General features: G+C 44.1%; 21 protein-coding genes. 1 reads left to right on the forward strand and 20 read right to left on the reverse strand.

Going from position 1 to position 24,559, the window contains the following annotated elements:
• Positions 1-22 precede the first annotated feature (22 nt).
• The 4 genes from ACZ5B7_RS22155 to mce form a co-directional block, all read right to left on the reverse strand.
• Positions 23-1,291 carry a DNA polymerase IV gene (locus tag ACZ5B7_RS22155; protein ID WP_464491026.1) on the reverse strand — a complete coding sequence of 423 codons (1,269 nt, stop codon included), beginning with the start codon at positions 1,289-1,291 and terminating at the stop codon, positions 23-25.
• Between the two features lie 518 nt (positions 1,292-1,809).
• Positions 1,810-2,931: a tripeptidase T gene (locus tag ACZ5B7_RS22160; RefSeq protein WP_423799026.1), complete on the reverse strand. Its 1,122-nt coding sequence runs from the start codon at positions 2,929-2,931 to the stop codon at positions 1,810-1,812.
• Between the two features lie 99 nt (positions 2,932-3,030).
• Complete coding sequence (locus tag ACZ5B7_RS22165; protein ID WP_464491027.1) at positions 3,031-4,578, reverse strand: acyl-CoA carboxylase subunit beta; 1,548 nt, start codon at positions 4,576-4,578, stop codon at positions 3,031-3,033.
• A 4-nt stretch (positions 4,579-4,582) separates the two neighbouring features.
• Positions 4,583-4,996, reverse strand: coding sequence for a methylmalonyl-CoA epimerase (mce, locus tag ACZ5B7_RS22170; protein ID WP_284036013.1), 414 nt, complete (start codon positions 4,994-4,996; stop codon positions 4,583-4,585).
• 160 nt (positions 4,997-5,156) lie between these two features.
• Here mce and prli42 point away from each other — a divergent pair, with 160 nt between their 5' ends.
• The gene (gene prli42, locus ACZ5B7_RS22175; RefSeq protein WP_213120267.1) at positions 5,157-5,255 is read left to right on the forward strand and encodes a stressosome-associated protein Prli42; all 99 of its coding nucleotides are present in this window, start codon (positions 5,157-5,159) and stop codon (positions 5,253-5,255) included.
• A 40-nt stretch (positions 5,256-5,295) separates the two neighbouring features.
• Here the strand turns inward: prli42 and ACZ5B7_RS22180 are convergent, their stop codons facing one another.
• From ACZ5B7_RS22180 to ACZ5B7_RS22255, 16 genes are all read right to left on the reverse strand, one after another.
• Positions 5,296-5,808, reverse strand: coding sequence for a L,D-transpeptidase (locus tag ACZ5B7_RS22180; RefSeq protein WP_464491028.1), 513 nt, complete (start codon positions 5,806-5,808; stop codon positions 5,296-5,298).
• Between the two features lie 73 nt (positions 5,809-5,881).
• Positions 5,882-6,604, reverse strand: coding sequence for an amino acid ABC transporter ATP-binding protein (locus ACZ5B7_RS22185; protein WP_464491029.1), 723 nt, complete (start codon positions 6,602-6,604; stop codon positions 5,882-5,884).
• Positions 6,597-7,256: an amino acid ABC transporter permease gene (locus ACZ5B7_RS22190; RefSeq protein WP_213144928.1), complete on the reverse strand. Its 660-nt coding sequence runs from the start codon at positions 7,254-7,256 to the stop codon at positions 6,597-6,599. Before ACZ5B7_RS22190 ends, ACZ5B7_RS22185 begins: the two co-directional genes overlap by 8 nt.
• A 42-nt stretch (positions 7,257-7,298) precedes the next feature.
• Positions 7,299-8,075, reverse strand: a complete 777-nt coding sequence (locus ACZ5B7_RS22195; protein ID WP_213144927.1) for a transporter substrate-binding domain-containing protein — start codon at positions 8,073-8,075, stop codon at positions 7,299-7,301.
• Positions 8,076-8,330: 255 nt separating this feature from the next.
• Positions 8,331-8,768 (reverse strand): BrxA/BrxB family bacilliredoxin, encoded by a 438-nt coding sequence (locus ACZ5B7_RS22200; RefSeq protein ID WP_213144926.1) that lies wholly within the window; start codon positions 8,766-8,768, stop codon positions 8,331-8,333.
• 108 nt (positions 8,769-8,876) lie between these two features.
• Positions 8,877-10,001, reverse strand: coding sequence for a methylmalonyl Co-A mutase-associated GTPase MeaB (gene meaB / locus ACZ5B7_RS22205; RefSeq protein WP_464491030.1), 1,125 nt, complete (start codon positions 9,999-10,001; stop codon positions 8,877-8,879).
• Positions 10,002-12,143 (reverse strand): methylmalonyl-CoA mutase, encoded by a 2,142-nt coding sequence (gene scpA, locus ACZ5B7_RS22210; RefSeq protein ID WP_464494547.1) that lies wholly within the window; start codon positions 12,141-12,143, stop codon positions 10,002-10,004.
• A 37-nt stretch (positions 12,144-12,180) separates the two neighbouring features.
• Complete coding sequence (locus ACZ5B7_RS22215) at positions 12,181-14,037, reverse strand: methylmalonyl-CoA mutase family protein (protein WP_464491031.1); 1,857 nt, start codon at positions 14,035-14,037, stop codon at positions 12,181-12,183.
• Between the two features lie 141 nt (positions 14,038-14,178).
• Positions 14,179-15,483, reverse strand: a complete 1,305-nt coding sequence (locus ACZ5B7_RS22220; protein WP_464491032.1) for a dihydrolipoamide acetyltransferase family protein — start codon at positions 15,481-15,483, stop codon at positions 14,179-14,181.
• An 18-nt stretch (positions 15,484-15,501) separates the two neighbouring features.
• The gene (locus ACZ5B7_RS22225) at positions 15,502-16,485 is read right to left on the reverse strand and encodes an alpha-ketoacid dehydrogenase subunit beta (protein ID WP_423799034.1); all 984 of its coding nucleotides are present in this window, start codon (positions 16,483-16,485) and stop codon (positions 15,502-15,504) included.
• A gap of 11 nt (positions 16,486-16,496) precedes the next feature.
• Positions 16,497-17,501, reverse strand: coding sequence for a thiamine pyrophosphate-dependent dehydrogenase E1 component subunit alpha (locus ACZ5B7_RS22230; protein WP_277398328.1), 1,005 nt, complete (start codon positions 17,499-17,501; stop codon positions 16,497-16,499).
• 42 nt (positions 17,502-17,543) lie between these two features.
• Positions 17,544-18,965, reverse strand: coding sequence for a dihydrolipoyl dehydrogenase (lpdA, locus tag ACZ5B7_RS22235; protein ID WP_464491033.1), 1,422 nt, complete (start codon positions 18,963-18,965; stop codon positions 17,544-17,546).
• Between the two features lie 21 nt (positions 18,966-18,986).
• Positions 18,987-20,090, reverse strand: a complete 1,104-nt coding sequence (gene buk, locus ACZ5B7_RS22240; RefSeq protein WP_464491034.1) for a butyrate kinase — start codon at positions 20,088-20,090, stop codon at positions 18,987-18,989.
• A 106-nt stretch (positions 20,091-20,196) separates the two neighbouring features.
• Entirely contained in the window at positions 20,197-21,300 is a 1,104-nt protein-coding gene (gene bcd / locus ACZ5B7_RS22245) for a branched-chain amino acid dehydrogenase (RefSeq protein ID WP_378584019.1), read from the reverse strand.
• A gap of 35 nt (positions 21,301-21,335) precedes the next feature.
• Positions 21,336-22,235 carry a phosphate butyryltransferase gene (yqiS, locus tag ACZ5B7_RS22250; protein ID WP_464491035.1) on the reverse strand — a complete coding sequence of 300 codons (900 nt, stop codon included), beginning with the start codon at positions 22,233-22,235 and terminating at the stop codon, positions 21,336-21,338.
• Between the two features lie 131 nt (positions 22,236-22,366).
• Positions 22,367-24,442, reverse strand: a complete 2,076-nt coding sequence (locus tag ACZ5B7_RS22255) for a sigma-54 interaction domain-containing protein (protein ID WP_464491036.1) — start codon at positions 24,440-24,442, stop codon at positions 22,367-22,369.
• Between the last annotated feature and the right edge of the window lie 117 nt (positions 24,443-24,559).

The following is a 24,559-nucleotide window of genomic DNA, read 5'->3' on the forward strand; positions in this document are numbered from 1 at the left end:
TCCACTAGGCCTTCCTATTAGGCTAAGTGGAGCTTTCTTTATGATTTTGTAAAAAATCTTTGTTAAAGCTAGTCGCAGTACCTTTATTTTGGTCAGGTTCTATATGGTGGGATCCAGCGGTTTCAATGATATTTTTTCCATATTTGTCACGAAGGCTGGAAAGGGTTTTAAGAAGCGGCTCTTTTTTGGCGTCTTTTTCATAGGAAAACAAATCCAGCTGTTTATAGGCGTTATCATGTTCCACTAAGTCAGTTCCGGTGATTCCTAACAATCTAACCGGGTCCCCGCTCCAATGTTTTAAAAGTAGTTGCTTGGCTAATGAAGCAAGTTCCTCTTTTTGGCCGATTGGATTAGCAAGCTTTTTACTCCGTGTGATGGTCTTTCTATCCTTGTAACGAATCGTGATACCGATGGTAGTTGCCAGGACACTTTTTCGTTTCAGCCTAACGGATACGGTTTCGGCCAGCGATTCCAAGACATGAAAAAGCTCCTGCTGGTTGCTGACGTCTCGTGGCAAGGTGGTGGAATTGCCGATGCTTTTAAATTCATCAATCGATTCGGGGTCGACAGGCCGGTGGTCATTTCCATTTGCCCGCTCTTTTAAACGAATACCATTGATGCCAAGCAGTGTTTTTAGCTGAATATCATTAGCTTTTGCCAGTTCGCCAATGGTATGAATGCCGATGGTTTTTAGTTTTTCGGCCGTCTTTTTACCCACACCGTGCATTTCGTTTGTATTTAAAGGCCAGAGTTTGGCGGGGATATCACGTTTGCGAAGAATCGTGATTCCCATCGGTTTTTTCATATCTGAAGCCGTTTTGGCTAAAAATTTATTAGGGGCAATCCCGATGCTGCAGGGTAAATCCAGCTGCTCAAGGATTCTTTTTTGAATGGTTTGGGCGATTTCGATAGGACTGCCGAACTCAAAGCTTTCGGTAATATCCATATAGCCCTCGTCAATGGATACGGGCTCAACTAGGTCTGTGTACTGTCTGAGGATAGCAAACATGCCCATCGAGGCCGCCCGGTAACGGTCAAAATTGGGTGATTTGACAATCAGCTGCGGGCAAAGCTTTCTCGCTTCCCAAAGGGGCATCGTTGTTTTCACGCCAAATTTTCTCGCTTCATAGCTGCAGGTGACAATAATCCCTCTGCGCTCCTCAACGTTTCCGGCAATGGCAAGTGGCTTTCCTTTGAGGGAAGGGTCGTACGCCATCTCCACGGAAGCATAAAAGCTATTCATATCCACATGTAAAATGACCCGCCCGTTTTTTGGGTACATTTCCTTCATGAAAGGCACATCCCTTTTGAGTAATAGTTCTCGTATCCCTTTATTATACACCACTGAGCTGACTGCTTGGGAATGGATGACTTTTTTCAAATTTTACCGTAATCTTTTCTGGCGGCCCCTTTTGGGCAATATAGGTTGCACTATTTTTACCGCCGGCTCCGCTTGCAACTCCTCTTCGGTCAATATAAGGACCCTATGTTTACCGCTGGTCCTCCTCCCATTTCTCTTCGGGCAATATAGGGCCGCTATTTTTACCGCTGACCCATTTCCAACCCCTCTTTGGGTAATATAGGGTCACTATTTTTACCGCTGGCCCTTTTCCCACTCCTCTTCGGGCAATATAGGGCCGCTATTTTTACCGCTGGCCCTCTTCCAACTTCTCTTCGGGCAATATAGGGCCGCAATTTTTCCAACGGCTCCGCTTGCAACGTCCTTCGGGTAAAATTGATTCCATCTTGACTGTATCCTTTGTAAAGAAAAGGAGAACCCATAAAAATCAGGTTCCCCATCAAAAAACTTTATTGGTTCGTCACTTCATCAATGATCGCCAAGACCATTTCCCCCAGCTTGTATAGCTCCTCAATCGGCATGCGCTCATTGGTAGTGTGGATTTCTTCGTAACCGACAGCGAGGTTCACTGTCGGAATGCCGAAGCCTGCGATGACGTTCGCGTCGCTGCCGCCGCCGCTGTGCTGCAGCTCGCAGCTGCGGCCAATTTTAGCAGCTGCTTTACGAGCGATTTCTACCACCTGGTCGCCTTCGCCAAATTTGAAGCCCGGATACATAACTTGCACATCCACCTCAGCACGTCCGCCCATTTCTGAAGCAACTGTTTCAAAGGCTTCCTTCATTTTCGCAGCCTGCGCTTCCATTTTTTCAGGAATTAAAGAACGGGCTTCAGCTAAAATATCAACCCGGTCGCAGACAATGTTTGTCGCTTGGCCGCCTTCAAAGCGTCCAATATTGGCAGTTGTCTCGTGGTCAATTCGCCCTAACGACATTCTCGCGATAGACTTTGCCGCAATCGTAATAGCAGAAACACCTTTTTCAGGTGCAACCCCGGCATGGGCTGTTTTTCCATAGATAACCGTTTTAATTTTCGCTTGGGTCGGTGCGGCCACAACCACGTTTCCGACTAACCCGTCGCTGTCAAGCGCGTAGCCATATTTTGCCTTCATTAGCGTAGGATCAAGAGCTTTTGCCCCGACAAGGCCGGATTCTTCCCCAGCGGTAATCACAAACTGGATTTGGCCATGCGCAATGTTTTGTTCTTTCATCACACGAATCACTTCTAACATAACAGATAAACCTGTCTTATCATCTGCTCCAAGGATGGTCGTTCCATCGGTCACTACATAACCGTCTTTTATCGAAGGCTTAACTCCCCTGGCAGGCACAACTGTATCCATATGAGAGGTAAAATAAATTGGGTCTACCCCTTCTTTCGTTGCAGCAAGGGTGCAGACCAAGTTGCCAGCGCCATGGCCAGTTATAGAAGTTGTATCATCCTCATATACGTCAAGTCCTAAGTCGCTGAACTTTTTCTTTAACACTTTAGCAATTTCGGCCTCATGTTTAGTTTCTGAATCAATTTGGACCAGCTCTAAAAATTCATTTAAAAGACGTTCTTGGTTAATCATTTGCCGAAGCCTCCAATATATGTACTTTACTTTTTCAGTATACCTTTTTTTCAAACGAGTCTACAAATGAAAGGACCATTAAAAATGGTCCCAAAAAATCTACAACGGAATATTTCCGTGTTTTTTATATGGTCTCGATTCTTTCTTTGACCTTAGCATCTCTAATGCTTGAATCAACTTGATTCTAGTTTCGCGCGGGTCGATGACGTCATCCACCATTCCCCTGGATGCCGCGACATAAGGGTTCGCAAATTTCTCACGGTACTCCTCTATTTTTTGCTGTCTAGTCTGTTCAGGGTTATCGCTGTTTTGGATTTCCTTTGCGAAAATAATATTAGCTGCTCCCTGTGGACCCATGACGGCAATCTCCGCATTCGGCCAGGCAAAGACAAGGTCGGCGCCGATTGACTTACTGTTAAGCGCCACATACGCGCCGCCGTAGGCTTTACGCAGAATTACCGTCAACTTCGGAACGGTCGCTTCTGAATAAGCAAATAAAATTTTTGCCCCGTGGCGGATGATGCCGCCATGCTCCTGCTTAACGCCCGGAAAGAAGCCAGTTACATCTTCAAAGGTGATAATCGGGATATTAAAAGAATCGCAGGTGCGAATGAATCGGGCTGCTTTGTCAGAAGAATCGATGTCAAGACCGCCGGCCATTACTTTTGGCTGGTTACAAACAAGTCCCACTGTTTCCCCTTTAATTCTTGCAAACCCAACAACAATATTTCTGGCAAAATCCTTATGAATTTCCATGAAAGAATCCGCATCAACAACCTGTTCAATAACATTTCTTACGTCGTATGGGCGGACCGCATCGAAGGGAATCACATCCGTCAAATCAGGACGGTAATCTTCCTCTTCTGCCACTTCCACTCTTGGCGGTTTTTCTTCATTATTCTGCGGCAAGTAGCTCAGCAGCTTTCGTACATTTGCCAAAACTTCTTCCTCGGATGCACCGCGGAAATGAGCATTCCCGCTGATGGTATTATGTACACCGGCACCGCCCAAGTCTTCTGCCGAAATTTTCTCCCCGGTAACGGTTTCAATAACCTTCGGCCCAGTAATGAACATTTGGCTCGTTTTTTCCACCATGAATACAAAATCGGTAATTGCGGGTGAATAAACCGCACCACCGGCACATGGGCCCATGATGACGGAAATCTGCGGAATGACTCCCGAATAAATAGAATTGCGGTAAAAGATTTGTCCGTAGCCGTCTAAGGATACAACCCCTTCTTGGATGCGGGCACCGCCGGAATCATTCAGGCCGACAAACGGGGTGCCATTTTTGGCTGCCAAATCCATTACATTAGCAATCTTTTTGGCATGCATTTCCCCCAAAGCGCCGCCAAAAACGGTAAAATCCTGTGAAAACAAATAAATTGGACGGCCGTTCACTTTTCCATATCCAGTTACAACGCCATCGCCAGGCCCCTTTTGGTCTTCCATCCCAAAATCGTTTGTGCGGTGCTCAATAAATGGATTTAATTCAACAAACGTCCCCTTATCGACTAACAGGTCAATCCGCTCGCGGGCTGTCAGCTTCCCTTTTTCGTGCTGCTTTTCAATCCGTTCATCACCGCCGCCGAGTTCTACCTCCCGGCGTTTGTCATACAGCTCGTTTAACACTTCATAGATATCCATTTTGTTACCCCTTTGTCTGTTTCTTTTCGCAAAGCTCAAATAAAACGCCCGATGCCGATTTTGGATGCATGAAGGCAATATCTGCCCCGCCTGCCCCTGGCCTTGGCACCTCATCGATCATCCTAATACCATGCTCCTTCATTTCCGCAATTCTTGCTTCAATTGATTCCACCCCAAGAGCTACATGGTGTATGCCCTCGCCGCGTCTTTCAATGAAGTTGGCAATCGTGCTCTCCTCTGAAGTAGGTTCGAGTAGCTCAAGCTTGGTCTCGCCGGCCTGCAAAAATGCAACCTTTACCTTTTGGCTGGCCACTTCTTCAATCTTTAACAGCGGGAGCTTTAACACTTCCGTATAAAAGGGAAGAGTCGCCTCCAGAGACTTTACAGCAATTCCAATATGATCGATTTTTTTAATCATTTTAAAATCCCCTTTTTTAAATTTTAACATAAATTCGACAATAACATTATTCGTGAAAAAGTTCATAAATCCTTCCTGAATTGCTGAGTTGTTCCGTTGTCCATTTGGGCTTTTACAAGTACAATATAGATAAAACCTTTAATTAAGGGAGGCATTTCTTTTGAAAAATAAAAAATCCAGAAAAATTATTGTTTATTTAATGCTCTTTGCTATGCTGGCTTCCACTCTTCTAATTGGAATTGCCCAATTCTTATCATAACAATAAGGGACTGTCCGCATTGATGGACAGTCCCTTTTTCTTATTTGATAGCACCGAATTCCTCCGCTAGTGCTTCAAATGATTTTTTCGATGATGTTACTAAAATTTTTGTCCCAAGCGGAATCAAAGGAAATAATGAAGTTATCACCTCATTTTGCGCCCGGATGCATCCTTGAGATACATATTTTCCAACGGAAGCCGGCTGATTGGTGCCATGAATACCGTAGATTCTGCCATCAGTCTCCCTTGCGTCAAAGCCAAGCCACCGCGAACCTAGCGGATTCTTCGGATCGCCCCCTGGAATGTCGCTGCGGCGATAGTATGGATTCTCTGCTTTTACCGTAATGGTAAACAGGCCCTCCGGCGTTAAATCCTCTGTCTTTCCTGTCCCGACACTAACTACGGTTTGGACTCTATTCTCACTAATAAAGGCAAGTTCATTATTACTTTTATTCACGATCACAAATGGATCCCCAGGCAATGGGTTCGGACCCAATGGCCAGATGGGGGATAGGGAAAGTGCCATCAGGATTGACGAAAAGATTTTGATCATAATCATCCTCCTGCCGTTTTTCCCCTAGTTTGCATCAATCTAACATTCTTATTCATTTTCTACGATCAACGATTTATAAAACTTTTTCTAAAAAGTCCTTTGCACGAGTGGTCTTTGGATTTTTGAAAAACTCTTCCGGCGAGCCTTCTTCTAACAATTTCCCATCATCAAGAAACATAATCCGGTCGGAAACTTCCCGCGCAAATCCCATTTCATGGGTAACGATTGCCATCGTAATACCTGTATGAGCCAAGTCCTTAATAACATTAAGAACTTCCTTGACCATCTCTGGGTCAAGTGCAGATGTCGGCTCATCAAATAGCATTAACTTTGGCTCCATGGCAAGGGCACGGGCGATGGCCACCCTCTGCTTCTGCCCCCCTGAAAGATTATTAGGATAGGCTGATTCTTTTTCAGACAGTCCCACTTTGGCTAATAGTTCGCGGCCTTTTTTCTCAGCAGTTTCCCTGGATTCACCTTTAACTCTCATCGGTGCATACGTTAAGTTCTGCAAAACAGTCATATGAGGGAATAAATAGAAATGCTGAAAGACCATGCCGATTTCCTGTCTGACTTTCGAAATATCCGTTTTTCGGTCGGTAATGTCTTGATTATTAATCCACACTTTCCCTTTTGTCGGTTCCTCCAACAAATTCAAACAGCGAAGAAAGGTTGATTTTCCTGACCCTGATGGTCCGATAATGGAGACTACCTCACCGCTTTCGATACTGGTTGAAATATTTTTTAAGACTTCATTATCGCCAAACTGTTTATAGAGGTTCTCTACTTTAATCACTATATTTCAGCCTCCTTTCAACCAGTTTGCCAGCAGTTGTTAAAACGAAAACGAGGACCCAATAGATCAGTCCGACAAAAATTAATGGTTCAAAATTATGATACGTATCTGCTCCCACAACCTGGGCACGGCGCATTAAATCCAAGTAGCCGATTGTTGATACAAGCGCCGATTCCTTTGTTAAGGTAACAAATTCATTCATAAGGGCCGGTAAAATATTTTTAAGGGCCTGCGGCAAAATAATGTCCTTCATCATCAGGCGATAAGGAACACCGAGCGCCAGGGCTGCTTCTGTCTGACCTTTATCCACGGCTTGAATGCCCGCTCTGATAATCTCTGACACATACGCAGATGAATTCAGCCCAAATGCCAGAATGGACGATAGGAATGGATCAATATCGTAACCTGTTAATTGCGGAACCGCAAAATAAATTAACATTAGTTGTAAAATCAATGGCGTTCCGCGGAAAATGGATGTATATATATCTGCAAGCCAATTTAAAGCCTTGACTCTGGAAATTTTCAATAATGCCAGAATGGTACCGAGAACAAATCCAAATATAATGGCGACAACGACAAATTTTAATGTTACCCATATTCCTTTTAGTATAAAAGGAATATAAGGCACAATTTGGCTAAAATCCAAATTCATGCCTTACACCTCACCTCAAATATTTTCTTTTAAAAAATGCTATTATTGTTGGTCTTTTAACCACTTATCTTTCAATTCTTGCAGCTTTCCATTTTGCTCCAATTTATCAAGAGCCTTATTAACATCCTTTACAAGCGCACTGCCTTTAGGAAAAGCGATGGCCATCCCTGGTGAACTGCTTGTAGGATCATCAAATCCCGCTAAATTTTGCTCTTTAATATAACCGGTAGCCACTGACTTATCTAAATAAGCGGCATCGATTCGCTTAGTTAATAGTTCTTGAATTAAAGTTGTAGCATTGTCTAATGGCTTTGCTGTAAAGTTAATCTTCTTTTGAAGTTCCTTAGCACCCTCTTCTTGGATGGTTCCTAATTGAACACCAAGTGTTTTTCCTTTTAAATCATCTACTGTTTTAATGTTAGAATCCTTTAAAGTAATGAACATTTCACCTGAACGATTATATTCGGTTGAAAAATCTACATTCTTTTTACGCTTCTCAGTTGCTGACATTCCAGCAAGGACCATATCAACACGTTTTGCCTGCAATGCTCCGATTAAGCCATCAAACTTCATGTCTTTAATTTCAAGCTTATATCCTAATTCGTCAGCAATCGCATTTGCCAGGTCAATATCGAAGCCTTCAATGTCACCTGATGGATTTCTAGATTCAAAGGGAGCAAAATCAGCCGATGTTGCCATTGTTAGTACTTTTTTGTCCGACGATTTTTCACCGTTGGCTCCGTCCTTATTACTTTGGCCGCAAGCAGCCATAACGACTAATGAAAAAATAATAGTTAGAAATAAAAATGTCTTCTTCATGATGTCCCTCCTGATTATTAAAATTTGAAATTATATAATGACTTGAATTTTTATTCAACAAAATGGATATTAACACAGCAATGAATTTTTGAAAAGATATTTTTCTAATATAAAAATATTCAAAAAAAATTAAGCGTACCTTTATACTAGTTAAAATGGGCACAAACCATTTTTTTATGTGTATTTTCATAAAAAAACACCTCTTTTATGAAGAGGTGTTAAATAGGGATATTTAACCTTTATTGGGTTAAATTATTATATTTCTTCGCAATATTTATCAAATTCCTGCTGAAGCTTGGCAACCACTGTTGCTGGGTCATAGCCTTCAATCTGATGTCTTTCAATCATGGAACAAATCTTTCCGTCCTTTAATAAGGCGAAGGAAGGAGAGGATGGCGGATAGCCTGTAAAATAGCTTCTTGCCTTTTCTGTCGCTTCTTTATCCTGACCGGCAAAAACCGTTACTAGGTGATCTGGGCGCTTATCATAATGAACGGAGTATGCTGCCGCTGGACGGGCAATACCGCCGGCGCAGCCGCAAACAGAATTAATCATGACTAGAGTTGTACCCTTTTGGTTTAAAGCCTCTTCAACCTCATCGGCTGTCTTTAGCTCTTGGTATCCGGCAGTGGAGATTTCCTGACGCGCCTGGCGGACAACATCATTCATAAAAATATTAAAATCCATGCTCATTGAATTCACTCCTTATGTCTTACATACCTACATCATAACAGTTAAAATATGTTTTTTTCAAATGATTATTCCTGACGTGAAAAAGAAAAGCTGCCGATGAATCGACAGCTATTGATTAGAGTTTATAAATGTCTCATAAAGCTTTTCCACGGCTGTGGCCACCGTTACGTCCCCGGTGATGACTTCGTTTTCATACTTAGGAAGCAAATTCTTCACACCAGGGTGATGAAAGAAATGATAGTGAAGAGTATCGGTAATCATCGAATACAGCCATTCTCTGGATTGAAATTTTCTTCTTTCGTCGAAAACACCTGAGGTTTTCACCGTCGTTTCGAAGGTTTGGATGACCTTCCAGATATCTGCGATTCCCTCGTGGGTCAAAGACGAACAGGTATAGGCTTTCGTTCCCCATCCCTTTGTGGCCGGCTGGAGAAAATGCAGGATACGGTTATATTCTTTCCTCGTTTTCTCGGCATTTTGCTTATTCGTCCCGTCCGCTTTGTGGACGATGAGGCAATCGGCCAGTTCCATAATGCCTTTTTTCATTCCCTGCAATTCGTCACCAGCACCTGTTAGGACAAGCAGCATGAAAAAGTCGACCATATCACGAATGATAACTTCACTTTGGCCTACACCGACCGTTTCAATTAGTATGACATCAAAGCCAGCTGCTTCACAAATCAGCATTGCTTCCCTTGTTTTCCGGTGAACCCCGCCAAGCTTCCCAGCCGTTGGCGAGGGACGGATAAACGCTTTTGGATTCCGGGCCAATGTTTCCATTCGGGTTTTGTCACCGAGGATGCTCCCGCCGCTAATCTTTGAGCTTGGGTCAATCGCCAAAACGGCAACTCTTAGTCCAAGTTCACATAGATAGGTTCCGAACGCCTCAATAAATGTGCTTTTTCCAGCCCCAGGCACCCCGGTAATACCGATGCGAATTGACTTACTAGAGTGAACCAGCAGCTTTTGCAGGAGCGCCTGTGCTTTTTGAAAATGCTGTTCAGCGTTGCTTTCCACAAGGGTAATCGCCCGAGCAAGCAGGCTTCGATCACCTTTAAGGACCCCTTCATACAATTCGTCTAGCGAGGGCTCAGTCGATCCGCGTTTTTGAAAACGGACATTTTTTTGAAAAGTCACTTCTCCTGTTTCCTGCTCCTTGCCTTTCCTGATGACAGTTGAAAATTTATCCGGCTCTTCAGGGTTTGCCCATTCCGGTCTTTGTTCACCCGTCATTTAATTTGCCACTTCCTCGTACCCAAGCTGTCTATATATCTCCTTGATTACCTTTTGCGCAGCTACTGGAATAATCGTACCAGGACCGAAGATGGCCGCCGCACCATTGTCATATAAGAATTGATAATCCTGGGCTGGGATAACGCCGCCGACAACAACCAAAATATCCTCGCGGCCTAATCTTTTCAATTCATTAATAAGCTGCGGAAGGAGCGTCTTATGACCAGCAGCAAGTGAACTCATTCCGATCACGTGAACGTCATTTTCCACCGCTTGCAGGGCTGTTTCCTCCGGTGTTTGGAAGAGCGGGCCGATATCGACATCAAAGCCAAGATCGGCAAATGCCGTAGAAATGACCTTCGCCCCGCGATCATGCCCGTCCTGCCCCATTTTCGCAATCAGAATCCGCGGCCGTCTGCCTTCATTTTCAAGGAATTCTTCTGTCATTCTTTGGACTTCGGCAATTTCTTCTTCGTTTGTAAAAGAAGTGCTGTAGACGCCGCTAATGGAACGGATGATAGCTTTATGACGACCCGCTGCTTTTTCTATCGCATCGGAAATTTCGCCTAGCGTCGCTCTTTCGCGTGCCGCCTTGACAGCAAGCTCTAATAAATTCCCTTCCCCGGAAGCAGCCGCATTGGCTAAAGCTATTAAAGCCTCTTCCACTTTCTGTAAGTTCCGATTTACTTTTAAGGAATTTAGTTTTTCAATTTGCTTTAAACGGACAGCTGTATTATCAATGTCCAAAATATCAATTGGCTCTTCTTTTTCAAGCCGGTAGCGATTAACGCCAATAATCGTTTCTTTTGCAGAGTCGATTTGTGCCTGCCGTCTTGCCGCCGCCTCTTCAATTTTCATTTTCGGCAGCCCGGTTTCAATGGCCTTCGCCATTCCGCCGAGATTTTCAATCTCCTCGATATGTGTCCAAGCCCGCTTGATTAATTCATCCGTCAGTTTTTCCACATAGTAGGAGCCTGCCCATGGATCGATAACCTTGGTTATGCCAGTTTCTTCTTGTAAAAATAACTGCGTATTACGGGCAATCCGCGCAGAAAAGTCTGTCGGCAGGGCAATCGCTTCGTCCAACGCATTTGTGTGCAGGGATTGGGTGTGGCCCATTGCCGCCGCATGCGCTTCAATCAGCGTCCGGGTTACATTATTAAACGGATCCTGCTCGGTCAAACTCCAGCCTGATGTTTGCGAATGGGTGCGGAGTGCCATTGATTTTTCGTTTTTCGGATGGAAGGATTTCATCATTTTTGCCCAGATATATCTTGCTGCCCGCATTTTGGCCACTTCCATGAAGTAGTTCATGCCGATGGCCCAAAAAAAGGACAGTCTTGGGGCAAATGAATCAATGTCGATTCCGGCTTTAAGTCCAGTTCTTACATACTCCAAGCCGTCTGCTAACGTATAAGCGAGTTCGATATCGGCAGGTGCCCCGGCCTCCTGCATATGATAGCCAGAAATACTAATGCTATTAAACTTAGGCATGTATTTGGACGTATATTCGAAAATATCGGCAATGATCTTCATCGACATTTCTGGCGGATAAATATACGTATTCCTGACCATGTACTCTTTTAGAATATCATTTTGAATCGTTCCGGACAGTTTTTCCTGGCTGACTCCCTGTTCTTCGGCCGTTACGATGTAAAAAGCCAGTACCGGGAGAACGGCGCCATTCATCGTCATGGAAACGGACATTTGATCGAGCGGAATTCCGTCAAAGAGGGTTTTCATATCGAGCACTGAATCAATTGCCACCCCAGCTTTCCCAACGTCACCGACTACCCTTGGATGGTCAGAGTCATAGCCGCGGTGAGTGGCCAGGTCAAATGCCACCGATAAGCCTTTTTGCCCCATCGCCAGATTGCGGCGGTAAAAGGCGTTACTCTCTTCGGCAGTGGAGAATCCGGCATACTGCCTGACTGTCCAAGGACGGTTCACATACATGGTCGGATATGGACCCCTTGTGTATGGAGGAAGCCCCGGCAGGCTGCCGAGCTGTTCTGTCCCGTCTCGGTCTTCCTTTGTATAAATCGGTTTTAGCATGATTTGTTCATTGGTCTCGAACAGTAAATCATCAAGGGAGGAGGCAATCTCTTTATCAACTTTTTCCCGCCATGCTTCTTCCGTGATAAAATTCTGGTTCTCAAACAGTTTTGCGTTTTGAAAATCAGGCTTTTGTTTGTTCAAGAGAGTTCACCTCCATGTCAGATAGGATTTCATCGATGGTTTCACAGCAATTGCTTTTTACATGAATAAACCGCTTAAGCCCCTCTTCGTACCACTGGGCCTGCAGTTCTTTTTCAGGAAGCCCAGCCAGAAGGAAGATTAGGTTTGGAAATTCAGATTTCAACGCTGTCAGCATCTCATGTCCGATTTGCTCATACTGTTCATTTGTTCCGCAAATGCAGACAAAGTTAGTTTTTATGTCTATGATAAATTGTCTGGCATCCTCTATCGTGTGGACCGGCTTGCTTTCAGCAGGATGGATTCCGCCGGCTGCAAGAAAGCCCTTCATGAAATCAAGTCTTGGTTTATGCTGCTTTAGTTCGCCAAGACATAGCATGCCGACTGAAGGTGCAGCACCTGTTGTTTCCTGTAATTGGTTTGCCTTGAAACGAAGCTCCTCATATGGTTCTGCTAATCTGTGCTGAGGGATGGCCTCGAAGTCTTTTGTGGCTCCGGCCATTTTCATTAGCTGCTTTTGGCTAGGTACCGCTTCATCCAATTTGGCATAAACATTTGTCCCAACAATACTTTGCTTTCTTATTTGAATATCGAGGTTCTTTTTTTCATAAACAGCAGCAATTTGCTGTTGAAGCCAGTTTGACTTTAATGCCTCCAAAATGCCTCCCGAAGCCTCAATTTCCTTAAAAAATTCCCATGCATTTTCCGCTAGCTGATTGGTCAGCGTCTCCACATACCAAGAGCCGCCTGCAGGGTCAACCACCTTCTGCAAGTGTGCTTCTTCTTTTAAAATTAGCTGGATGTTGCGAGCAATCCGTTCGGAGAAAGAAGTAGGCCCAGTCAATTCATTAAACGGCTCCACATGCAAATATTGGGCTCCCCCTAAAACAGCGGCAAATGCCTCGTTGGCGGAACGAAGGATATTGACATGAGAGTCAAAGATAGTTTTTGTAAAAGATGAGGTTGTGGCGGCAATCTGCATACCCCTTGCTTCCGCTTCGGCACCGTAAAGTTCCGCAATCCGCTTCCAGATTACGCGGGCTGCTCTAAGCTTGGAGAGTTCCATAAAAAAGTTGCTGCCGATGGAAAATTGGAAAACTATTTTTGATAGAGCTTTTTCAATGTTCATGCCATTATCAAGAAGCTCCTGTAAGTAATAGACTCCTGTGGCTGCGGCAATCCCGAGCTCTTGAACAGCGTTAGCTCCGCCATTATGGTACGGAGTGGTGTCGACAAGAACAGTACGTAAATCAGGAAACTTTCCATCTGCTTGCAGGATTTGACTTGTCCGTTCTTTAAGTAATTCCTCTTCGATTGCTCCAACTTCTGCAAATAGGGAAACGGGGTCATTGCCTATGTAGCCTGTAAGGTTTGTTCCATCACTATACTGGCCGGCAAGATTTTTTAAAATGTCATTCAGTTCCCATCTGGCGTTGATAGCAAATGGGTATTTTTTCTCTAAAACCGCCAATAAATCTGGAAAACTATTGTTTTTCGAAACTTCAAAAGAAATTGCTGTTTGACCCTTTTCAAGGGCCTCTTGGAGCTTTTGTTTAAGTTCTTCGGGTGTTTGATAAGATATTTTCTGGGCAACTTTCCATTCGTCTGTTACATATCCTAATGGGGCAATTCCCCTTCTAAAATCAGATCCTCCAGGATAGTCAGGTACCTGTTGTTCATCCTGCTCAGTATAAAGCGGTTTCAAAATAATGTTTTCATAGGTGGTACTTTGTAATAATTCAATCTTTTTCCCTTTTAATGATTTCTCGGCCTGTTCCTTCCAATCATCTATTGTTTTTACAGGGAAAGATTGATTACGTATATTTTCCAAACTCCTCATCCCCCTTCCGCATATTATTGAACTAATATTCAATTAATTCTATTTTAGGGTACAACCTCGATTCAGGCAAACATTTTCAAAACTTTAAAAATAAACAGCCGCCAATCAAAACTTGAATGGCGGCTGTTGCCGGCAAATTTTTTAGTAAATAGAGGTTGTTGTTTTAGACATGTTTTCGATGATTTCTTTCACCCTAGCCAGGAACCGGCCGCAAACAAGCCCGTCAAGAACACGGTGATCTAAAGACATACAAAGATTAACCATGTCACGAACTGCAATCATCCCGTTATTCATGACAACAGGACGTTTCACAATCGATTCGACCTGAAGGATCGCGGCCTGCGGGTAATTAATGATGCCCATTGACTGGACAGAACCAAAAGAGCCGGTGTTATTGACTGTTATCGTACCACCCTGCATATCCTCCGGACGAAGCTTTCCGGACCGCACCTTCACGGCAAGGTCAGAGATTTCACGGGCAATACCTTTAATCGTTTTGTCATCGGCATTTTTGATGACAGGCACGAATAAAGCGTCATCTGTGGCGACTGCAATCGAAATATTGATATCCTTCTTTTGAATAATCTTGTCGCCGGCCCACATCGAATTAATTTGTGGGAATTCTTTTAGAGCCTGAGAAACAGCTTTTACAAAGAAAGCAAAGAATGTTAAATTAAATCCTTCTTTTTTCTTGAATTCATCTTTTATGGAATTGCGGTAGTCAACAAGGTTGGTGGCATCGACTTCCACCATTGTCCAGGCATGCGGTATTTCATGCTTGCTGCGCAGCATGTTCGTGGCAATCGCTTTGCGAACGCCGGTAACTGGAATTTCGATATCCCCCGCTGCCACCGGAACCGATACGGCAGGTGCCGGTGCAATTGCTGCTGGAGCAGGCTGACTTGGAGCCACAGCCTCCTGAACAGGCAGTTTACTAGCTGCTTGCACTGGTGCTTCCGCTTTTTGTCCTGCTGCTGGAATATTACCAGACTCAATGATTTGCAATAAATCCTTACGAGTTATCCTGCCCCCAGCACCAGTACCTAAAACCTGCGTTAAATCAATGCCATGCTCCTGCGATAACTTAAGAACAGCCGGCGAATACCTGGCCCGATTCCCCTGATCAACAGGAGTGGCAATACCGTTCCCTACAGCCGCTTTTAGTTCAGGTGCGGAAACAGCTGCCTCCGGAGCAGGAGCGCCGCCTTCCGTTTCGATGGTACAGATAATTTCCCCAACAGCCATTGTATCACCTTCGGAAGCAATTAGTTCCTTAATTACACCTGAAAAAGAAGAAGGAACTTCCGCGTTAACCTTATCTGTCATGACCTCTGCCAGAGGGTCGTATTTATTTACCTTATCTCCAACAGAGACTAGCCATTTGCTGATTGTACCTTCCGTTACACTTTCGCCTAACTGCGGCATTTTAATTTGTTCAGTTGCCACTATTTCATCCTCCTAAACCTAAAACTCCGCAAGCTCGCGCATTGCTTTTTCGACCTTATCCGGATTGACCATAAAGAATTTTTCCATTGTTGGCGCATATGGCATTGCTGGAACATCTGGGCCGGCTAACCTTTTAATTGGAGCATCCAGTTCAAATAAGCAGTTCTCGGCAATAATGGCGGCAACCTCACTCATAATGCTGCCTTCTTTATTGTCCTCCGTGACGAGCAGTACCTTACCTGTTTTCGATGCTGCTTCGATAATCGCTTCTTTATCTAGCGGATAAACGGTACGTAAATCCAAAATATGCGCAGATATGCCGTCTTTGGCTAATTTCTCTGCCGCTTGCAGGGCAAAATGCACGCAAAGCCCGTAAGTGATAACAGTGATGTCCTCTCCTTCACGCTTTACATCTGCTTTACCAATTGGCAGGGTATAATCTTCAGTAGGCACTTCACCTTTAATTAAGCGGTAGGCCCGTTTATGTTCGAAAAATAACACCGGGTCATTATCGCGAATGGCCGCTTTTAAAAGTCCCTTTACATCATATGGGGTGGATGGCATCACAATTTTTAAGCCTGGCTGATTTGCAAATACGGCCTCAACTGATTGTGAATGATACAAAGCTCCATGAACGCCGCCGCCATATGGAGCGCGGATGACAATTGGACAGTTCCAATCGTTATTAGAACGATATCGGATCCTTGCCGCCTCGGAAATAATTTGGTTTACTGCGGGCATAATAAAATCAGCGAACTGCATTTCCGCAATTGGCCGCATTCCGTACATGGCGGCCCCGATTCCGACACCGGCTATCGCTGATTCCGCCAGCGGCGTATCAATTACGCGATCTTCACCAAATTGTTCATACAGTCCTTGTGTAGCCTTAAAAACGCCGCCTTTTCGCCCCACATCTTCACCAAGAACAAAAACTCGTGAGTCTCTCTCCATTTCCTCGCGAATGGCCATAGTAACTGCATCAATATATGAAATAACTGCCATATTTCTTCCCCCTAACGATCCCCGTATACATATTTCAATGCATCCTCTGGCGCTGCATAAGGTGCATTTTCTGCATAGTCAGTGGCTTCATTGACGATCTGCATGACGCGGTCATTGATTTCCTGCTCCAATACATCATTCAACACGCCGGTTTCCTTCAGATATGCACCAAAGGTGATGATTGGGTCCTGCGATTTTGCCTTTGCAACCTCATCAGGCGCCCGGTATGAGCGGTCATCATCGTCAGAAGAATGCGGAGTTAAACGATAAGAAACAGTTTCAACTAAAGTCGGACCTTCGCCGCGGCGCCCGCGCTCGGCCGCTTCCTTAACAACTTTATAAACCTCTAACGGGTCATTGCCGTCTACTGTATAGCCGGGCATGCCGTAACCAATGGCACGGTCAGAAACCTTCTCACAACCCAATTGTTTTTCAATTGGCACAGATATCGCATATTTATTATTTTCACACATAAAAATGACCGGTAGTTTATGAACACCAGCAAAGTTGGCACCCTCATGGAAATCCCCCTGGTTTGAGGATCCTTCCCCGAACGTAACAAAGGAAACAAAGTCCTTCTTCTCCATTTTACCGGCAAGTGAAATCCCCACCGCATGAGGAACTTGCGTAGTTACAGGCGATGAACCGGTGACGATCCGATTCTTCTTTTGCCCAAAATGTCCCGGCATCTGCCGCCCTCCGGAGTTAGGGTCTTCTGCTTTGGCGAAACCTGACAGCATCAACTCTTTTGGAGTCATCCCAAACGTTAATACGACACCCATATCACGATAATAGGGCAATACATAATCTTTTTCCCGGTCTAGGGCAAAGGCAGCACCTACCTGTGCAGCCTCCTGCCCTTGGCAGGATATTACAAATGGTATTTTACCTGCACGGTTCAACAGCCACATCCGCTCATCGATACGGCGGGCCAAAAGCATCGTTTCAAACATTTCCAGCACTTTTTCATCGCTTAAGCCTAAAGCTTCATGACGCTTTTCCACCATTAACTTCATTCCTCCCGTTTGTTCGCTTTAAATCATTTCTCTCCCAAAAACTTATCCATGTATGGCCTTCCCATCAACAGCCAATGCCGCCTCGCCAATTGCTTCCGAAAGGGTTGGATGAGGATGGATGGTGTGGGCAATTTCCCATGGTACAGCATCAAGCACCATTGCAAGGCCAGCTTCCGAAATCATATCAGTAACATGAGGACCAATCATATGCACCCCTAAAATATCATCGGTCTCCTCATCAGCAATAATTTTAACAAATCCATCTGCTTCACCGAATACAAGGGCTTTCCCAATAGCACGGAAAGAAAATTTCCCCACTTTTACTTTATGCCCATTTTCCTTTGCTTGATTCTCTGTAATACCGACACTGGAAACCTCGGGACTGCTGTAAATGCATCTGGAAACTAGGTCATAATTAAGCGGTGACGTTTTTTCACCGGCAATATGCTCCACAGCAATAATCCCTTCATGCGAGGCAACATGGGCAAGCTGCAGCCCGCCTATCACATCACCAATGGCATATATATGGGATTCTTTTGTTTGAAAAACCTCATTCGTTACAATAAAACCTTTTTCAATTTGAATCTCTGTATTATCAAGTCCAATGCCCTCAGTATTGGCCTGCCGCCCTACTGATACAAGCAGCTTTTCCGCTTTGAACTCTTTCACCGAACCCTTTACTTCTGCCGAGATGGCCACTCCATTATCTTTCACCAATGTTTCAGGAAGAACTTTTGCGCTTGTAATAATATTAATCTTCCGCTTCTTCATCAAACGCTGCATTTCTTTCGAAATCTCATGATCCTCCGTCGGTATAATTTGGTTTGCGTACTCAAGAACAGTCACCTCTACGCCAAAATCGGAAAGCATCGAGGCCCACTCAATTCCAATTACTCCCCCCCCCACAATAATGATCGAGCTGGGAAGGGCTTCAAGCTGAAGGGCTTCATCAGAGGACATGACGTATTCGCCGTCAATGTCAAGACCTGGCAATGTCCGCGGTCTTGACCCGGTCGCGATAATGACATTCTTTGGGATGAGCATTTCATTTTCAGAACCATTGTTCATTTCAACGGAAATGGTCCCTGGCATCGGCGAAAAAATCGAAGGTCCCAATATCCGGCCAATTCCTTCAAATACATCGATTTTCCCCTGCTTCATTAGATGCTGGACACCTTTATGCAACTGGTCAATAATTTTGTTTTTTCGTTCTTGAACCTTGCCAAAATTAACCGAAACTTCTCCAGTGATCACACCGAATTCATCGCTGCGCTTTGCTGTTGCAAACACTTCCGCACTCCTGAGCAGTGCCTTACTTGGAATACAGCCCTTATGAAGACAGGTACCTCCAAGTTTGCCTTTTTCAACAATTGCCGTTTTCAAACCAAGCTGTGAGGCGCGGATCGCCGCTACATAGCCGCCGGTCCCTCCGCCAAGTATGACCAAATCATATTCTTGTGCCATTTGGTTCCCTCCCAAATTCCCCTAAATTTTCACTGTTTTAAATTTCCCTGGGTAATCCTTAACCTCTTCTTCGCCGAGTAAGACACGAAGTGCCCCTTCCGCTAACGCCTGCAGCTCATTTTCACCCGGGTGGACAATTACGTCTGCAATCCATTTAATCCGATCAATAATTGATTTAACAAATTCTTTACCATATGCCAAGCCGCCTGTTAAACAAATAGCATCTACTTTTCCGGACAGAACAGCGCTGGCAGAGCCAATTTCTTTTGCCACCTGGTATGCCATTGCCTCATAGATCAGCTTTGCCTCCTGATCCCCAACCGCGATTCGCTGCTCAACCTGCAGTGCATCATTTGTACCAAGGTACCCGACAAGCCCGCCTTGGCCGACCAGCTTTTTCATCATTTCTTCTCTGAAATATTCACCTGAATAGCATAAAGCAACTAAATCACCCGCCGGAACTGTTCCGGCACGCTCCGGACTGAAGGGGCCTTCGCCATGGAGGCCATTATTGACATCGACGACCCTGCCCTGTTTATGTACTCCGACAGTAATTCCGCCCCCCATATGAGTAACAATCAAATTTAATTCGTTGTATTTTTTTCCAAGCTCTTTGGCAGCCCGTCTGGCGACAGCTTTTTGATTTAACGCATGAAAAATGCTTTTTCTTTCGATTAATGAAAAGCCTGAGATTCTGGCGATGGGGTCAAGTTCATCGACAACAACCGGGTCGACGATATATGAAGGAATATTAAGTCCCGAAGCTATTTCAAAGGCAATGATACCGCCGAGATTAGATGCATGCTGACCGGAATAACCTTTCTTAAGGTCTTCTAGCATTTGGCTGTTAACTGCATATGTTCCGCCCTCAATTGGACGAAGCAGGCCGCCCCGCCCACAGACAGCATTTAATTTCGAAAGATTGATTCCTTCATGATCCAGTGTCTCCAAAATCACATTCTTTCTGAATTCATACTGGTCAATAATATTAGCAAAAGTATTAAGAATCTCCATGTCATGTCGAAGGTTTTTTTCAAGAATGGAAATTTCATTATCGAATACTCCAATTTTTGTGGAGGTGGAACCGGGGTTAATGACGAGAATTCGATATTCTTTATTTGGCAACGGATAAACCTCCAATTTACTTCTGAAACACTTGACTTTCGAATATTAAAGGCAAAGACGCTGAATTTCCCCCATTCAGCGCTTTGCTAAAGTATTTCAGTTGTTTCTATCTGGTTCTTCTTCTACTTAAAATATTGTGGCCATTCTGCAGGAATTGGCTTCTGGAATTGCGTATTCTTTCAATCCGTTCCTCTGCCATGCGGTCTGCTGCCACGTAGGTTGGAATACCATCCCGCTTAGAAATTTCAATCACTTTTTCAATGCTGTTGTAGATGGTTTCTACTTTTTTCATAGCGCGCTCATAGTTATAGCCATATAATTCATCCGCAACGTTAATGACTCCGCCCGCATTTATGACGTAATCAGGTGCATATACAATTCCCATTTCATGAATGAGGTCGCCATGACGGGTTTCCTTTAATTGGTTATTAGCAGAACCAGCAATTACTCTTGCTTTCAATTGTGGGATTGTATCGTCATTAACCGTTGCACCTAGCGCACATGGAGCATAAATATCACACTCTACTCCATAGATTTCATTTGGGTCCACTGCACGGGCGCCAAATTCTTCTACTGCACGGTTAACGGCTTCCCTATTTATATCAGTAACGATTAACTGGGCACCTTCTTCATGTAAATGACGGCAAAGACTATAAGCTACATTTCCAACCCCTTGGATTGCGACTACCTTTCCTTCAAGGGAATCAGAACCAAATGCCGCCTTTGCTGCGGCTTTCATTCCACGGTATACACCATATGCCGTTACCGGAGAAGGATTTCCCGATGAACCGAATGCGGGAGAAATACCAGTAACATAGTCAGTTTCTTCATGAATCAAGTCCATGTCCGCAACAGTTGTTCCAACGTCTTCCGCTGTAATATAGCGTCCATTCAAGCCCTGAACATAACGCCCGAAAGCACGGAACATTTCTTCGTTTTTATCCTTGCGCGGGTCGCCGATGATAACCGTTTTACCACCGCCAAGATTTAATCCTGCTGCCGCATTTTTGTATGTCATCCCTTTAGCAAGTCTTAGCGCATCTTCGATTGCCGCTTCTTCTGATTCATATGTCCACATCCGTGTACCGCCAAGTGCTGGTCCCAAGGTTGTATCATGAATGGCAATAATCGCTTTTAATCCGGATTGTTTATCCTGGCAGAACACTACCTGCTCATAATCATATTGCTCTAGGTATTTAAAAATTTCCATATTAATTCCTCCTCTGAAAAATAAGCGTACTTGTACTATACAGAACACAATGCCAATGCCAGCGAATATAGCTTGCTCTCAGCCGAATCAGCTCTTGAAGTCAAGACGATTGGTGCTTTTGCTCCAGAGATGACGGCACCCACTTTGGCATTTGCAAAATAAATTAATGATTTATATAAGGCGTTTCCCACTTCAATCGCAGGTACCAATAGAATGTCAGCTTCCCCTGCAACCTCGCTTTGAATCCCTTTGTGCTCGGCAGCAAGTGTAGAGATGGCGTTATCCAATGCAAGCGGGCCATCGATAAGGCAGCCTTTTATTTGTCCCCTTCTGTTCATCATGGTTAACGCAGCAGCATCCAAGGTTGCCTGCATGGCAGGGTTTACTTCTTCGACTGCCGCAATGGGCGCGATCTTTGGGGTTTCAATCCCAATAGCCTTAGCCAGGGCAACAGCGTTTTTGACAATTTGTACTTTCAGCTGTAAATCAGGAGCAATGTTCATAGCTGCATCCGTTACGATAATAAACCGTTCAAATCCGGGCACTTCGAATACAGCCGTGTGAGATAGCACACTCCCTGTCCGTAAGCCAAATTCCTTATTTAAAACTGACTTTAAAATAATATTAGTAGGAAGATTCCCCTTCATTAACACATGAGCCTCTTTGCTTGAGACTGCTTTAACAGCGGAATCAGCCGCTTCGGCTAATGAGGCAGTATGGAAAATCGTAAGACGATTCTCGCTATTTGCATCTATTCCTTTCAATTGAAGGATGGGCTTGATCTTTTCTTGATCACCAAATAGTAAAAAATGTGCCAAGTTACGATTTAGCGCATCAAGGACTGCTTCAATCACTTCCTCGTCTTCTGCAGCCGCAACTGCAACTGTTTTAGCATCATTTTGGGTTGCTTTGTCAATCAATGTTTCAAGCAGCAAGCTATCATCAACCCTTTCACCTTTCCTGCAACTCCATATATTTAATATGCAATAATCATGCCAAAGCTCTTTTTATGAAAACGCTTTATTTAACAGAATGTAAACATGCAAAAAATTTCACACCTTGAAATTTATTGCATGCTATTATTTTCAAGATTGTATTTTTCTAGCTTATAATATAAGTTTCTCACTGAAAGTCCAAGGGCTTTCGCCGTTTGTGTTTTATTTCCGTTGAGGCGGGCCAATGTTTGCAGGATAATCTTTGCCTCATGCTTTTCTATCATTTCTGATAATGTGCCCTCCAAAGAGATGGAACCCTGTATCCGATCATCGGAATGATCATTATGTACCATATTACTTGTTAGTTGTGGCAAATGAGGGACATCAATGAGCGTTTCGGAATAGTTCATAAAAATAATCGCTCTGCCAAGTATATTCTCCAGTTCTCTGACATTCCCCGGCCAGTCATATTCCATCAAAAAATGTAAAGCAGCCTGCGTAATCCCTTCTACGTTCCGGCCATAATCACGGTTAATTTTTTGAATCAGCCGTTCTGATAATGAGGGGATCTCCTCTTTCCGTTTTCTCAATGGGGGAATGTGGATAGGCATACGATTCAAACGGTAGTATAAGTCTTCCCTAAAGCTTCCCTTCGCAATACCCTTTTCTAAATTGACATTAGTAGCTGCAATGATTCGTACGTTGATAGTCATTGGTTTAGTTCCACCTACACGGATAATTTCATTTTCCTGCAGAACTCGGAGGAGCTTCGCCTGGGTATTGGCGGACAGCTCGCCTATTTCATCAAGAAAAATACTTCCGTTATTAGCTTCCTCAAACAGCCCTCGCTTTCCTCCCCTTATCGCTCCTGAAAACGCCCCCTCTTCATAGCCAAACAGTTCACTTTCAAGCAGCGATTCGGATATAGCTGCACAATTCACTCGGATAAACTTGTTATATTTTCGGTCGCTCGCATTATGGATCGCATGGGCAAACAATTCTTTACCTGTCCCTGATTCACCGCGCAGCAGAACTGTTGCAGGGGTTTTTGCTCCCAATTTGGCCTGCTCAATGGCAAGCATCATTTCATCCGATTTTCCGATAATGTCCTCAAATGAATATTTTGCTTCAAGTTTACGAATCAACTGCCTGGCCCTGTTCAATTCCCTGCTTAGCGATTTCATTTCTGACATATCATGGATGACCCCGACGCTGCCTTTCAATTTCCCGGTAACGATGATTGGCGCCACATTGACGATGACTTCCCGTTTGTGCGGTCCTACCCGCATTGGCACACCTCTCACAGCCCTTCTCGTTTGCAGTACCTTCATGTGCATGCTTTCACCTTCGGAAATATCAGCTGTTGCAGGTTTTCCGATTACTTCCTCCTGCGTAAGGCCTGTTAATCTTGTGTAGGCGGGATTAATAAGGATTCCCCGGCCCTCTTCATCCACGACGGAAATGGCATCGTCACTAGAATGAATAATCGCTTGGAGCATCGTCTGAATCTCTTTTAAATCAGTGATTTCCTCAGCAAGCTTTACCACTTCGGTTATATCCTTAAAAACGGCGAGAGCACCGATTAAAGTTCCATTCTCCTCAACAATCGGAATCCTAGTTGTGATAATCTTGCGGCCATTCCCCAAGACCATCTCCTGATTTGTTTCGATTCTTCTAGTTTGCAAAATAATCGGCAGCCGGCTATGGGGGATGATTTCTGTAACATATTGACCAATTGTCTCCTCTTTGTCTACCCCCATCATTTCTTCGGCTCTTCGATTAAAAAGAATGATATATCCTTGATGGTCAATAACCACCATTCCATCATTGGTCGAATTAAAGATAAGCTCCTGAAGATAGGATTCATATTGATGCTTTTCAATTAGCTCTTCTTTTTCTTCCATTAATTTAGAGACAAGAAAGGCGACACTGCCTGGGATTAAAATCGTTTTTTGACTCTTTTCGTTTCGTAATTTTTGAAAAACGTTTTCATCGCCTGTTACTTCAATGATGATGTCAAGGTTTTCGGTTAAAAATGGCTGCCAATCCGTTCCGGTTTTGATTCCTTCCTTTTGGGCTAAAAGGATACCGGGGGCGTCTAAGTTCCGGTCAATTACGACAGAGACATTAAGCACTTCCGATTCTTTTAAAATTTTTAAAATGGCACTTCCGCCTTTTCCGGCCCCGACTATCATGATATTTTGCATGAAATCCGCCCCTATGTATCAAAGTACGCAAAATTTTTCTATTTTAGATTGTTTTTTATGCAATTTTTTTCAGATTAATTGTAAACCGTAACCCGCATCTTGACAAATTAAAACCAT

Source organism: Neobacillus sp. S1115, from assembly GCF_055385565.1.